Below are 14142 nucleotides of genomic sequence, written 5' to 3' on the forward strand. Positions count from 1 at the left end.
GGCGCCGGAAGCCTAGCGACCCGCCGTGCCGGCCACAACCGAGCGCGCCCGCTCAGCGGAACAGGATGAACGCCTTCGACAGCGTGATGCCGATACCCCAGACGATCGGGATGCCGACCACCGCCCAGGCCAGGGCGGCCCCGGCGCTGAAGCCGCCGCGGCCGATGCCGAAGGAGCCGGCCGGCCCCGAGGCCGTCGCGCCCGCGCGGACGTCCAGGGAAGCCCGCTCGGAATCGGACATGAACCAGCTCTGCGCCAGCGGCCGGACCAGCAGGTTGCAGAGGAAGCCGACCGCGAGGAAGCTCGCCAGCACGTACATGGTCCGGCCGTAAAGGTCGGCCCCCTGCACGCCCGCGGCGACCTGCGCCTCGCGGATCTTGGTGATCACGAACGGCCCGACGATGCCGGCCATCGACCACGCGGTGAGCAGGCGCCCGTGGATCGCACCCACGAACTGCGTGCCGAACACGTCGGCGAGGTAGGCCGGCACCGTCGCGAAGCCGCCGCCGTACATGGACAGGATCACGCAGAAGATCGCGACGAACAGCGCCTGCGAGCCGATGCCGGCGGCCCAGGGCGCCGCCGCGTACAGGAGGCCGCCCAGCGCGAAGAAGATCGCGTAGGTGCCCTTCCGCCCGATCCGGTCCGACATCGAGGCCCAGAAGAACCGGCCCAGGATGTTGAACAGGGACAGCAGGCCGACGAAGCCCGCCGCGATGGCCGCGACCTGCGCCTTCTGGCCGGCGTCGAGGGCCGAGAAGCCGGTGCCGGGCAGGCCGATCAGTTCGCCGCCGAAGATCTCCTGGAGCATCGGCGAGGCGAGCGCCAGCACGCCGATGCCGGCGGACACGTTGAGGAACAGGACGAGCCAGATCATCCAGAACTGGACGGTCTTGTGGGCGTCGCGCAGGTGGACGTGCCCCGAGGCGATCATCGCGTTCTTGGCGGTCGGGCTGGTCCAGCCGTCCGGGCGCCAGCCGGCCGGCGGCACCCGGTAGCCGAACGCGCCGCCGAGCATGAACAGGATGTACCCGACACCCATCACCGCCAGCGTCTGCCAGACGCCGGCTGAATCCGCGGTCCGGAAGCTCTTGATCAGGCTGTCGGCCAGGGGCGAGCCGATCATCGCCCCGCCGCCGAAGCCCATGATCGCCATGCCGGTCGCCATGCCGCGGCGGTCCGGGAACCACTTGATCAGCGTCGAGACCGGCGAGATGTAGCCGAGGCCGAGCCCGATGCCGCCGATCAGGCCCATGCCGAGCCAGACCAGCCAGAGCTGGTGGATGTAGACGCCGAAGGCGCCGATCAGGAAGCCGCCGCCCCAGCAGAGGGCGGCGACGATGCCGGCCTTGCGCGGGCCCGCGCGCTCCAGCCAGCCGCCGAACAGGGCGGCCGAGAGGCCGAGGACGACGATGCCGATGGAGAAGACCGTGACGAGGTCGCTGACGCGCCAATCGCAGGTGGTGGTGAACAGGGCCGTCATCACGCCCATGTCCGGGCAGGCAGCCGGCGCCGGCTTGCCCACGGAGAGAGCCCGGGTCAGCGGCAGCCAGAACACCGACAGGCCGTAGGCCATCCCGATGCAGAGATGGATCGCCAGGGCCGCCGGCGGCACCAGCCACCGGTTGAAGCCCGGCCTTGCGACGATCCGCTCGCGCGACAGCAGACTCGGCGTTCCCCCAGGCGCGATCGCGCCTGCCACTCCAGCACCCATGATGGACTCCTCCGCCGCGGCCTCGTTGGGGGGCCGCTGGCGGGCGACCATGCGCGATTTGTGTGCAGGGTGCCAGCGCGCGCCACGCTGAGACGGTGATTTTAATCCCGTTCGGCGCCGGCTGTATGCGTATTGCGTGTGCACGGGCCATCGGGCGCGGTCGGCGACCGGAGCCGCCGCATCACGCCGGCCGCGGAGGAGGCGCCGCGGTGCGGGGCCGGCCACCGGTCCTGTCCGGTGCCCGGCCCCGCGATGGGCTCACATGGGCGGGGTCAGGCCGTCCTTCCCGACCGCGATGAGCTTGCCGTCGGCCTTGGCGCCGTCCTTGGCGACGACGGCGAAGACCTTGGCGCCCGGCGTCAGGATCGCCTTGTCGGCGGGCTCGAAGGCGACGATCGGCGCCGAGGACGGCACCACGATCTCCTTGGAACCGTCCTTGCCGTAGCTCACCGTCAGGGTGCGCTCGCCGCCCGAGGCCGCCTTGTCGGCCTTCACGGTGCCGTTGGTCATGGCGCTCTTGACCTTCGGGGCGTTCGACGTCTCGGCCTTGACGGTGCCGTTGGTCATGGCGCTCTTCACCTTGGCGCCGGCGCCGGCGGTCTGGTCGGTGATCGTGTCCCAGCCGTAATGGCCCTCGCCGGTGCCGCGCATCGACTCGGGGAAGAGCACGACCTCGAGGGCGGTCATCGGGTTCTCGCCCTTGGTGGCGGTGCCGATGAAGACGCCGTCCTTGATCTGGTCGAGGCTCGACGGGACCACCCAGGCGAACTTGGCGCCGGCGACGTCGACCGTCTCGGACTTGCCGTCGTCGGTCTTGATCGTGAGCGTGCTGCCGTCGGCCTTGTCGACGGTCCCGCGGACGCGCTCGACCTGCGCGGCGAGGGCCGCGCTCGACAGCAGGGCTGTCAGGCCGGCGGCGACGAGGGTCTTGCTGAGATGCTTCATCGGGGTCCCATCCTGGCTTCAGGAGCCGGGTTATGGGGCGGCCCGCGCGCGAAACAAGGTTGTGCGCAAGCGAAATGACGTGATCGACGACAGAACCGGCGCCGTCAGACACGGCCGTCTTCGCGAGCGGAGCGAAGCGATCCAGCCGGCGCCAGGACTTCCTCTGTCGCGTTCCCCTGGGTGACTTCGCTGCGCTCGCGAAGACGGGGTGGCGCGTCGGACGACGGCTCCGACCGAGAACGAGTCAGGCGGCACCCGGTGGGCGCCGCCTAAAGTCTGCACGGGCAGCGGGAACGCTGCCCTCCGGGGTCTCACGCCGCGAGGGAGCGCAGCACGTAGGGCAGGATGCCGCCGTTGCGGAAGTACTCGAGCTCGTCGAGCGTATCGATGCGGCAGGTCAGCGGGACCTGCTTCACCGAGCCGTCGGCGGACTTGATCTCCGCGGTGAGCGTCTGGCGGGGCTTCAGCTCGCCGGCGAGGCCCTTGATCGTGACGGTCTCGTCACCCTTCAGGCCCAGCGACTGCCAGCTCGTGTCGCCCTGGAAGACGAGCGGCACCACGCCCATCCCGACGAGGTTCGAGCGGTGGATGCGCTCGAAGCTCTCGGCCACCACGGCGCGGACGCCGAGCAGCTTCGTGCCCTTCGCGGCCCAGTCGCGCGACGAGCCGGTGCCGTACTCCTTGCCGGCGAAGATGACGAGCGGCGTGCCCTGTTCGGCGTACTTCATCGCCGCGTCGTAGATGAACATCTTCTCGCCGGACGGCTGGAAGTGCGTCCACCCACCCTCGACCACGCCGCCGGAGGCGTCCTTCACCATCTGGTTCTTGATGCGGATGTTGGCGAAGGTGCCCCGCATCATCACCTCGTGGTTGCCGCGCCGCGTGCCGTACTGGTTGAAGTCCTGCACGCGCACCTGATGCGACTGCAGGTACTCGCCGGCCGGAGAGGCCGCGCGGATGTTGCCCGCCGGCGAGATGTGGTCGGTGGTGATCGAGTCGAGGAACAGGCCGAGGATCCGGGCGCCCTCGATGTCCTCGACCGGCTTCGGGGTCTTCTCCATGCCGACGAAGTAGGGCGGGTTCTGCACGTAGGTGGAGCCCGGGTTCCACGCGAAGGTCTCGGCCTCGGTGACCTCGACGTCCTTCCAGTTCTGGTCGCCGCCGAACACGTCCGCGTAGCGGGACTTGAACAGCGCGGAGGTGATGTTCTCCTCGATGAACTGCTGGACCTCGGCGGAGGACGGCCAGATGTCCTTCAGGTAGACGGGCTTGCCGTCCGACCCCTGGCCGAGCGGCTCGGTGGTGATGTCGATCTGGAGCGAGCCGGCCAGCGCGTAGGCGACGACCAGCGGCGGCGAGGCGAGGTAGTTCGCCCGCACGTCGGGATTCACGCGGCCCTCGAAGTTGCGGTTGCCCGAGAGCACCGCCGCGGCGACGACGTCGTTGTCGTTGATCGCCTTCGAGATCGCCTCCGGCAGCGGGCCGGAATTGCCGATGCAGGTCGTGCAGCCGAAGCCCACGAGGTTGAAGCCGAGCGCGTCGAGCGGCTCCTGAAGCCCGGACTTCTCCAGGTACTCGCCGACCACCTGCGATCCGGGCGCGAGCGAGGTCTTCACCCACGGCTTGGAGCGCAGGCCCTTGGCGACGGCGTTGCGGGCGAGCAGGCCCGCGCCGATCATCACCGAGGGGTTCGACGTGTTGGTGCAGCTCGTGATCGCGGCGATCACCACGTCACCGTGCCCGATGTCGAAGTTCGTGCCCTCGACGGGGTAGCGGCGGGCGAGGTCGGCGGCCTTCTTGAACTCGCTCTCCATCGAGGCGGCGAAGCCCGCCTTGGCGCCGTCCAGCAGCACCCGGTCCTGCGGGCGCTTCGGGCCGGCGAGCGAGGGCCGGACCTGGCCCATGTCGAGTTCCAGCGTGTCGGTGAAGACCGGGTCGGGGGTCTGAGCGTCGCGCCACATGCCCTGCGCCTTGGCGTAGGCCTCGACCAGGGCGATCCGGTCGTCGGACCGGCCGGTGACCTTCAGGAAGTCGATGGTCTTTTGGTCGACCGGGAAGAAGCCGCAGGTCGCGCCGTACTCGGGCGCCATGTTGGAGATCGTGGCCCGGTCGGCGACCGCCATGTCGTCGAGGCCGGGGCCGTAGAACTCCACGAACTTGCCGACCACGCCCTTCTTGCGCAGCATCTGGGTGACGGTGAGCACGAGGTCGGTGGCGGTGGTGCCCTCGGGCAGCTTGCCCGACAGCTTGAAGCCCACGACCTCGGGGATCAGCATCGACAGCGGCTGGCCGAGCATGGCCGCCTCGGCCTCGATGCCGCCGACGCCCCAGCCCAGAACCGCCATGCCGTTGACCATGGTGGTGTGCGAATCGGTGCCGACGAGCGAGTCGGGGTAGGCGACGTCGGAGCCGTCCTCGGACTTCGTCCAGACGGTCTGGGCGAGGTATTCCAGATTCACCTGGTGGCAGATGCCGGTGCCCGGGGGGACCACTGAGAAGTTGTCGAAGGCCGACTGGCCCCACTTCAGGAAGGTGTAGCGCTCGCCGTTGCGCTCGTATTCCAGGGCGACGTTGTCGGCCAGCGCCTTCGGGGTGCCGAACTCGTCGACGATCACCGAGTGGTCGATGACGAGATCGACCGGCACCAGCGGGTTGATCTTCTGCGGGTCGCCGCCGAGGGCCACCATGGCGTCGCGCATGGCGGCGAGGTCGACCACGGCCGGGACGCCGGTGAAGTCCTGCATCAGCACGCGCGACGGGCGGAACGCGATCTCGACCTCGGCCTTGCCCTTCTGGTCGAGCCAGCCGACGGCGGCCTCGATATCGGCCTTCTTGACCGAGCGGTCGTCCTCGTAGCGCAGCAGGTTCTCCAGGATCACCTTCATGGAGAAGGGCAGCGCGGCCGCCGAGGCGAGGCCGCTCTTCTCGGCCGCGGGGATGGAATAGTAGGTGTAGGTCTTGCCGCCGGCTTCGAGCGTCTGGCGGGCCTTGAAGCTGTCGAGTGAGGGCACGGCTGGTTCTATCCTCGCTGCGGGTTGTCGAACACGCGCAGGCAAGACCTGCGCTACGAGATCCGTGTTCGGCCTGTTTAGCGCCCGACGGGCGCGCGCCGCCCCGGGAGTGCCCGGGCAGGACGATGCGCGGGGGCGATTTGGACGCCCGTGATGCCGCGCGGCGCAGCCGCGGAGGGATATAGAACTTTTCGAATCTGGCCGCTACCGGGTCGTCATGACAGGTGCGTTTTCCTGTCGGGCCCGGAGCGCGAGGGCGCGAGCGCGGTCAGCGGCCGGGCGCTGGGACGCGTCCGGAAGGCGTCCTGCGCGACGGCGCAGCACCGATCCGGGGCGCGGAGCCGGGACCGGGGGTGTCGAGCCGGCGTGAGGGCCGGCATGGCTGAGCCGCGCAGGGCCGGGCGGGTCGCCCGATCACCCCTGCCCCGGCAGGCCAGCGCCGGACAGCGCCTTCGACCGATTCGGCTGGGCCGCGAGCCGGCGCAGGGAGGCGACGTTGGTCGCCGCCTCCTCGGCGCTCATGTCGCGGCGCAGGACGGCCTCGGCATCGGCGAAGCGGCCCTTGAGGCCGAGCACCATGGCGAGGTTCGCCCGCACCCGGGCGTCTGCCCCGGGCTGGTCGGCGGCGAGCCGCAGGGTCTGCTCGGCCTGGTCGAGGTTGCGCGACAGCGCGTAGGACAGGCCGAGATTGGACAGGAGCGAGGGCTCGTTCGGCCGGATCTTGAGGGCGGCCTCGTAGAAGCCCTGGGCGCGGGCCTGCTCGCCGAGCTGGGCGGAGGCCGAACCCTGCGCCGACAGGATGCGCCAGTCGGGGTTGGCGGGGGTGTGCGCGTTGGCGAGCACGTCGATCGCCTCGCGGAAGCGGCCCGCCTCGACCAGCGACTTGCCGTAGGCACCGAGCAGGGCCCGATCCTGCGGGTTGCGCAGGGCGGCCTGCTGCAGCACCGCCGAGGCCTGGCTGATCTGATCGGTGGCGCGCAGGGCGCGGGCGTAGGCCAGCGCCGCGCGCGCGTCGGCGGGGTCGGCGTTGAAGCGCTCGGCCAGCCGGTCGATGTCCTGCCGCGACGGCGCCGCGGCGGCGGACGGGCCGCCGAGGGGGCCGATCGAGCCGGTCGTCTCCGGCGACCTGGTGTTGCAGCCGGCGAGGCCCAGCGCGACGACGGCGACCGCGAGGGCGGCGCGGCGTCCGGCGCGGGCCTGGGACTGGGTGACCCGGTACAGGGCCGTCATCATGGTGCGCTCCGCCGGCATCTGGACCGGGCGCGATGGCACGCGCTTCACGCTCCCGGCCGGCCGGTGATAGAGCGTTAACCCTAATCACCGGTTAAGCCGCCGGTCCGGGCGGCACGCGAGAGGCACATGACCCAGGCCGAGATTCCGGCGACGACCCGCGGGCTCCTGCCCGGCGACACGCCGGCCGTACCGGTGACGCTGGTCACCACCGGGAGCTGGGCGACGGTCGAACCCGGCCTGGAGCCGGCCCAGCGGAGCTTCGCCCAGGCCATCGGCTTCAAGCCGAAGGCGGGCAGCCTCGCGCTCCTGCCCGGCCCGGACGGCGGCCTCGCGCGGGTCCTGTTCGGCCTCGGCGACCCTGAGGCCCCGGCCTACGACCGGCTGCTCGCCGGCAAGCTGCCCGGCCTGCTGCCGGAGGGGACCTTCCGCCTCGACGACGCCCCCGAGCCGGCCGAGGCCGCCCTCGCTTGGCTGATGGGGAGCTACCGCTTCGGCCGCTACCGGACCGGCGGCGGGACCAAGGCCCGGCTCGCGGCGCCGGCCGGCATCGACGCGGCCGAGGTGGAGCGGATCGCGGCCGCGGTGGCGCTGGGCCGGGATCTCGTCAACACGCCGGCCAACGATCTCGGACCCGCCGAGATCGAGGCCGCCGCCCGGGCGCTCGGCGACCGCCACGGCGCCTCCGTCACCGTCACGCAGGGCGCGGCCCTCGCCGAGGGATACCCGCTGATCCACGCGGTCGGCGCCGCCTCGCCCCGGGCACCGCGGCTGATCGACCTGACCTGGGGGCCGGCGGACGCGCCGCGCGTCACGCTGGTCGGCAAGGGCGTCGCCTTCGACACCGGCGGCCTCGACCTCAAGCCGTCGGCCGCGATGCTGCTGATGAAGAAGGATATGGGCGGCGCCGCCGCGGCGCTCGCCGCCGCCGACATGGTCATGGGCGCCGGCCTGCGCCTGCGCCTGCGCCTGCTGATCCCCGCGGTGGAGAACGCGGTCGCCGGCAACGCCTTCCGCCCCGGCGACGTCCTGCCGAGCCGGGCCGGGCTCAGCGTCGAGATCGGCAACACCGACGCGGAGGGCCGGCTGATCCTCGCCGACGCCCTCGCCCTCGCGGACGCGGACGCGCCCGCGCTGATCCTCGACTTCTCGACCCTGACCGGCGCGGCCCGGGTGGCCCTCGGACCGGACCTGCCGGCCTTCTTCACGGAGGACGACGCGCTGGCCGAGGCGGTGGCGCGGGCCGGGCGGGCGGCGATCGACCCGGTCTGGCGCATGCCGCTGCACGCGCCCTACGCGAGCCTGCTCGACTCCAAGGTGGCCGACCTCAACAACGTCTCGGGCGGACCGTTCGCGGGGGCGATCACCGCGGCCCTGTTCCTGCGCCGCTTCGCGCCGAACACGAAGGCGCACGGCCATTTCGACCTCTACGGCTGGAACCCCTCGACCAAGCCCGGCCGGCCGGAGGGCGGCGAGGTCCAGACCGCGCGGCTGACCTACGCGCTGCTGAAGGCCCGCTACGGCGGCTGACCACCGCTCCTCGCTGCGCGCCCGATGACGGTGCGGCTCAGGCGAGCCCCGCCTGCCGCAGCACGATCCCGGCCCCGGCGCACAGGGCCAGGGTCTGGAGCGTCCCGAGCCCGAACCGGAAGACCGCGAGGAGCGCCGCCAGGGTGAGCAGCAGGGCGGCCGGATCGAGGCTGCCCGGCACCGGCAGGTCGAGCCTGAGCGGCCCGAGCGGCACCGTCTCGACCTGGGCGAACAGCGTCCGCAGCCCGAACCAGACCGCGAGGTTGAGGATCACGCCCGCCACCGCGGCGGTGATCGCCGAGAGCGCCCCCGCGAGCCGGCGGCTGCCGCGCAGGCGCCCGATCAGCGGGGCGCCCGCGAAGATCCACAGGAAGCACGGCACGAAGGTGACCCAGGTCGTCAGCAGCCCGGCGAGCGTCCCGGCGAGCAGCGGCGGCAGGGCGCCGGGCGCCCGGAAGCCCGCCAGGAAACCCACGAACTGGAGCACCATGATCAGCGGGCCGGGCGTGGTCTCGGCGAGGCCGAGCCCGTCGAGCATCTCGCCGGGCTTGAGCCAGCCGAACTGCTCCACCGCCTGCTGCGCCACGTAGGCGAGCGCCGCGTAGGCGCCCCCGAAGGTCACCAGGGCCATCTTGGAGAAGAACAGCGCCACCTGCCCGAAGACCGGCGGCACGCCGGGCAGGATGAGCAGCGCCGCCACCGGCAGGAGCCAGACCGCGAGCCAGAGCGCCGCCGTCCGCAGGGAGGACGCGGCGCCGACGCGCTCCCGCGGCAGCGCCGCCTCACCGATCAGGACGTCCGCCTCCGCGGCCGGATCGGCCGCGCTCTCGGCGGCCGGGCGCCGGCCGCGGGCGAGGCCGAGCAGGCCGGCGGCGATCACCACCAGCGGGAACGGCACCGCGAGGGCGAAGATCGCCACGAAGGCGGCGAGCGCCACGAGCCGGTCCGCCCGGTCACGGAGGGCGCGGCCGCCGAGCCGCCAGAGGGCGTGCAGCACGACGGCGAGCACGGCCGCCTTGAGGCCGAAGAACAGCCCGGCGACCGCGTCGACATGGCCGTAGAGCACGTAGAGCCAGCTCAGGGCCATCAGGGCGAGGAGCCCCGGCAGGACGAACAGCCCCCCGGCGACGAGGCCGCCCGCCGACCCGTGCATCAGCCAGCCGATATAGGTGGCGAGCTGCTGCGCCTCCGGCCCCGGCAGCAGGGTGCAGAACCCGAGACCGTGCAGGAAGCGCCGCTCGGAGATCCAGCGCCGCTCCTCCACCAGGATGCGGTGCATCACGGCGATCTGCCCGGCCGGCCCGCCGAAGGAGAGCGCCGCCACCCGCAGCCAGACCGGGACGGCCTCGGCCAGCGACGGGGCGGCGGGCGGCGCGCTCAGGCGGTCCGCGGCAGCCCGGTCTCGATCAGGCGCGCCCACAGGGAAGCCCCGTACGGCGCGGCCGCGTCGTTGAAGTCGTAGTGCGGGTGGTGGAGCGAGGCACTGTCGCCGTTGCCGATGAACATGTACGCGCCGGGGCGGCGGCCGAGCATGTAGGAGAAGTCCTCGGCGGTCATCATCGGCGCCACCGCCCGGTCGACGTTCTCCCCACCGACCAGCGCCTCGGCGACGCCGGCCATGAAGTCGGTCTCGGCCGGATGGTTCTCGGTCACCGGGTAGCTCGCCCCGTACGCGACCCGGCCCCGCGCGCCGAAGCCGCCGGCGATCTCGGCCACCAGGGACTCGATCCGCGCCTTGATCTGGCCGCGCACGGCCTGCGACAGGGTGCGCATCGTGCCCCGCATGGTGACGGTCTGCGGCAGGACGTTGAAGGCCTCGCCGGCCTCCAGCGCGCAGACCGAGACCACGGCCGACTGCACCGGGTCGAGGTTGCGCGACACGATGCTCTGCAGGGCGATGATCACGTGGCTCGCCACGAGCACGCTGTCGACGGCGTTCTGCGGCAGGGCCGCGTGCCCGCCCCGCCCCTCGATCGTGACCGTGAAGCGGTCGGTCGAGGCCATGATCGGCCCCGGCCGGATCGCGAAGGTGCCGACCGCCATCCCGGGGATGTTGTGCATCCCGTAGACCGACTCGATCCCGAACCGCTCCATCAGGCCGTCGTCGACCATGGCCTCGCCGCCGCCGCCGCCCTCCTCGGCGGGCTGGAAGATCAGCACGGCCGCCCCGTCGAAATCCCGGGTCTCGGCGAGGTACTTGGCGGCGCCGAGCAGCATGGCGGTGTGCCCGTCGTGGCCGCAGGCGTGCATCTTGCCCGGCACGGTCGAGCGGTAGGGCAGGTCGCGCACCTCCTGGATCGGCAGGGCGTCCATGTCGGCGCGCAGGCCGATGGCGCGGTTCGAGCTGCGTCCCCGGCCGCGGATGACGCCCACCACCCCGGTGCGGCCGATACCGGTGACGACCTCGTCGCAACCGAAGGACCGCAGCGTCTCGGCGACGAAGCCGGCGGTGCGGTCGACGTCGTAGAGCAGCTCGGGATGAGCGTGCATCTCGTGCCGCCACGCCGTCATCGTGTCGGCGAAGGCGCGGATCCGTTCGAGGACGGGCATCGGGTCGGGGCTCTCGTGGCCTTTGCGGGTGGGCCGGACCAGCAAAGCCGGGGCCAGAGCCGCCGTCAACGGCCACGCTTGGCGAGCGCGCGGATCGCCCGCTGCGGCGTCGGCCGGTGATCCGGCGCCGCGAGGTCATCGAGGATCGGACATTCTGGACGCGCGTCGCCGCAGCAGGCCTCCGCCAGATGCTCCAGCGTCCGGGCCATGCCCTCCATCTCGGCGATGCGGCGGCGCAGATCGGCGATCTGCTCCTGCGCGATCGCCTTCACCCCGGCGCTCGGCCGGGCGCGGTCGCGCCACAGCGCCAGGAGATCCGCGATCGCGTCCACGCTGAAGCCGAGGTCGCGGGCGCGGCGGATGAAGCGGAGCGTGTGCAGGTCCGCCTCGCCGTAGTGGCGGTAGCCGGCCTCGGACCGGGCGGCCGGCGGCAGCAGGCCTGTCGCCTCGTACCAGCGGATCATCTTGGCCGAGACGCCCGTCCGGCGCGCCGCCTCGCCGATCGTCAGGATCGCCCCGGTCATGCCGGCCTCGTCGCGGCGCGGGCGGGTGCCTCGGCGACCGCAGGCCGCCCGCCGGCCCGCCGCAGCCGCAGGGCGTTGCCGAGGACGAACACGCTCGAGAACGCCATGGCGCCGGCGGCCAGGACCGGCGACAGGGCCGGGCCGCCGAAAGGCACCAGCACGCCGGCCGCCACCGGGATCAGCGCGGCGTTGTAGGCGAAGGCCCAGAACAGGTTCTGGCGGATATTGGCCATGACCGCCCGCGACAGCGCCAGAGCCTCGACCAGGGCCTCGAGATCGCCCGACATCAGCACCACGTCGGCGCTCTCGACGGCGATGTCGGTGCCGGTGCCGATCGCCAGCCCGACATCGGCCTCGGCCAGGGCCGGCGCGTCGTTGATGCCGTCGCCCACGAAGGCCACCGGCCCGTGCTGTGCCCGGAACCGCTGGACCGCCTCGACCTTCCCGCCGGGCAGCACGCCGGCGGCCACGGCGTCGATGCCGAGGCTGCGCGCCACGCCGGCGGCGGTGACGGGATCGTCGCCCGTGACCATCGCCACCGCGAGGCCGCGCGCCTTCAGGGCCGCGACCGCCGCGCGGGCGCCGGATTTCACGGGATCGGCCACCGCCAGGATCGCGGCGTGGCGGCCGTCGAGGACGAGGTGGATCGGGCTCCGCCCCGCGCCCGCCACCGCCTCGGCACGGGCGGCGAGATCCGGGTCGAGGGCGATGCCGAGGCGCTCCAGGTAGCGCGGGGCGCCGAGGGCCACGGCCCGGCCCTCGACCCGTCCGGCGATCCCGAAGCCCGCCACCGCCTCGAAGCTGTCCGGTTCCGGCAGGTCGAGGCCGCGCTCGCGGGCGGCCGCCACGACGGCGCCGGCCAGCGGGTGCTCGGAGCGGGTCTCCAGAGCGGCGGCGAGGGCCAGCGCCGCATCCTCCGCGACGCCTTCGGCCGGGACGATCTCGGTGAGGCGCGGGCGGCCCTCGGTCAGGGTGCCGGTCTTGTCGAGGGCCACCACCCGCACGTCGCGCAGACCCTGCAGCGCCGCGCCGTCGCGGAACAGCACGCCGCGCGCCGCCGCGCGCCCGGTGCCGACCATGATGGCGGTGGGCGTCGCGAGTCCCATGGCGCAGGGGCAGGCGATGATCAGCACCGCGACGGCGTTGACCAGGGCCGGACCCAGCGCCGGGGCCGGCGCCAGGATCAGCCAGGCCAGGAAGGTCACCGCGGCGATGCCGATCACCGCCGGCACGAACCGCCCGGTGACGCGATCGACCAGCGCCTGGATCGGCAGCTTGCCGCCCCGGGCGCGCTCCACCATGGCGGCGATCTGCGCCACCACGGTAGCGCCGCCGACGGCCTCGACCCGCAGGTCGAGGCTGCCGCGGCCGTTGAGCGTCCCGCCGACCACGGAATCGCCCGGGCCCTTGCGCACCGGCGCGGGCTCACCCGTCACCATGCTCTCGTCGACATGGCTGGTGCCGGAGACCACGGCGCCGTCCGCCGCCACCCGCTCGCCCGGACGCACCCGGACGACGTCGCCGAGGCGCAGGGTGTCGAGGGGAACCTCGGTCTCCGCGGCGTCGCGGACGACCCGGGCGGTCTTCGGCGTCAGGTCCATCAGCCGCGCGATCGCCTGACCCGTGCGCCCCCTGGCGCGGGCCTCCAGCGTCCGGCCGAGGAGGATCAGCGTGACGATCAGGACGCTCGCCTCGAAATAGAGGTGCGCCGCCCCCGCCGGCAGAAGGTCGGGCGCCAGGGTCGAGACCAGCGAGTACAGGTAGGCGGCGCCGGCCCCGAGGGCGACCAGGGCGTTCATGTCGGGATGGCCGCGCAGCAGGCCCGGAACGCCCCGCAGGAAGAAGCGCCGCCCGGGGCCGGCGAGGACCAGGGTCGCCAGCGCGGCCTGGACCAGGGCCGTCACCGGGCCAGCGTGCAGGGCGGGCAGGAGGTGGCCGCCCATGTCGAGGACCACGACGGGCGCCGACAGCAGGGCGGCGACGATCAGGTCGCGGCGCAGGGCGCGCCCCTCCTCGGCCTGACGGGCTGAGGGGTCGACCGGGTGGCCGGCGTCGACCGGCCGGGCCTCGTAGCCCGCCGTCTCCACGGCCGCCACCAGCGCCTCCATCGACACCACGCCCTCGGGATGGCGGATCGCGGCCCGGCCGGCGGCGAGGTTGACGCCGGCCCCGGTCACCCCCGGCACGGCGGCCAGCGCCCGCTCGACGCGGCCCACGCAGCTCGCGCAGGACATCCCCTCGACGGCCAGCAGGCTCTGCGTCTCGGGCACGGGGTAGCCGGCCTCCGCGAGCGCCGTCGCGACGTCGCCCGGGCTCGTCGCCCCGTCGAGGACGAGGCTGGCGCGGTGGGTGGCGAGGTTCACCGCCACGTCCCGCGCGCCGGGCAGCGCCGCGAGGGCGCGCTCGACGCGGCCGACGCAGGAGGCGCAGGACATACCCTCGACGGGGAGGGTCAGGGCGACCGATCGCGACATGGCGGTGATCCGGTTCGAGGCATCCATGCCCGGTCAGATGGGGCTTCCCATAATGGGAAGGTCAAGGGGTCCGCGGGCGACGCTCCGGAGCGGTCCGGCGGAGGCAGAGACGCCGTTGTCGAATCGCGCGCGCCCGGCCAAGGTCGCCGCCCTGCCGGAGCGAC

Annotated in this window: 9 protein-coding genes; 1 reads left to right on the forward strand and 8 read right to left on the reverse strand. The window is 73.1% G+C overall.

What is annotated here, in order from left to right:
• Positions 1-52: 52 nt before the first annotated feature.
• The 4 genes from ACLBXO_RS03895 to ACLBXO_RS03910 form a co-directional block, all read right to left on the reverse strand.
• Positions 53-1714, reverse strand: a complete 1662-nt coding sequence (locus tag ACLBXO_RS03895) for an OFA family MFS transporter (RefSeq protein WP_447684561.1) — start codon at positions 1712-1714, stop codon at positions 53-55.
• 258 nt (positions 1715-1972) lie between these two features.
• A complete protein-coding gene (locus ACLBXO_RS03900) occupies positions 1973-2659 on the reverse strand; it encodes a metal ABC transporter permease (RefSeq protein WP_331313552.1) in 687 nt (228 codons plus the stop codon).
• 311 nt (positions 2660-2970) lie between these two features.
• A complete protein-coding gene (gene acnA / locus ACLBXO_RS03905; protein WP_331313551.1) occupies positions 2971-5670 on the reverse strand; it encodes an aconitate hydratase AcnA in 2700 nt (899 codons plus the stop codon).
• A 414-nt stretch (positions 5671-6084) separates the two neighbouring features.
• The gene (locus tag ACLBXO_RS03910; RefSeq protein ID WP_419539320.1) at positions 6085-6900 is read right to left on the reverse strand and encodes a tetratricopeptide repeat protein; all 816 of its coding nucleotides are present in this window, start codon (positions 6898-6900) and stop codon (positions 6085-6087) included.
• A 129-nt stretch (positions 6901-7029) separates the two neighbouring features.
• Between ACLBXO_RS03910 and ACLBXO_RS03915 the strand changes: the two genes are divergently transcribed.
• A complete protein-coding gene (locus ACLBXO_RS03915; RefSeq protein ID WP_331313549.1) occupies positions 7030-8430 on the forward strand; it encodes a leucyl aminopeptidase family protein in 1401 nt (466 codons plus the stop codon).
• Positions 8431-8467: 37 nt separating this feature from the next.
• On the opposite strand, the gene chrA is transcribed toward ACLBXO_RS03915, so the two are convergent.
• The 4 genes from chrA to ACLBXO_RS03935 all read right to left on the reverse strand — a co-directional run bounded on the left by chrA (position 8468) and on the right by ACLBXO_RS03935 (position 13978).
• Positions 8468-9850: a chromate efflux transporter gene (gene chrA / locus ACLBXO_RS03920; protein ID WP_447684562.1), complete on the reverse strand. Its 1383-nt coding sequence runs from the start codon at positions 9848-9850 to the stop codon at positions 8468-8470.
• Positions 9808-10980, reverse strand: coding sequence for a M20 aminoacylase family protein (locus ACLBXO_RS03925; RefSeq protein WP_447684563.1), 1173 nt, complete (start codon positions 10978-10980; stop codon positions 9808-9810). The genes chrA and ACLBXO_RS03925 overlap by 43 nt, the downstream gene beginning before the upstream one ends.
• 65 nt (positions 10981-11045) lie before the next feature.
• Positions 11046-11504 carry a Cu(I)-responsive transcriptional regulator gene (gene cueR, locus ACLBXO_RS03930; RefSeq protein WP_447684564.1) on the reverse strand — a complete coding sequence of 153 codons (459 nt, stop codon included), beginning with the start codon at positions 11502-11504 and terminating at the stop codon, positions 11046-11048.
• Positions 11501-13978, reverse strand: a complete 2478-nt coding sequence (locus ACLBXO_RS03935) for a heavy metal translocating P-type ATPase (RefSeq protein ID WP_447684565.1) — start codon at positions 13976-13978, stop codon at positions 11501-11503. The genes cueR and ACLBXO_RS03935 overlap by 4 nt, the downstream gene beginning before the upstream one ends.
• Positions 13979-14142: the final 164 nt, after the last annotated feature.

The organism is Methylobacterium sp. C33D, from assembly GCF_053345825.1.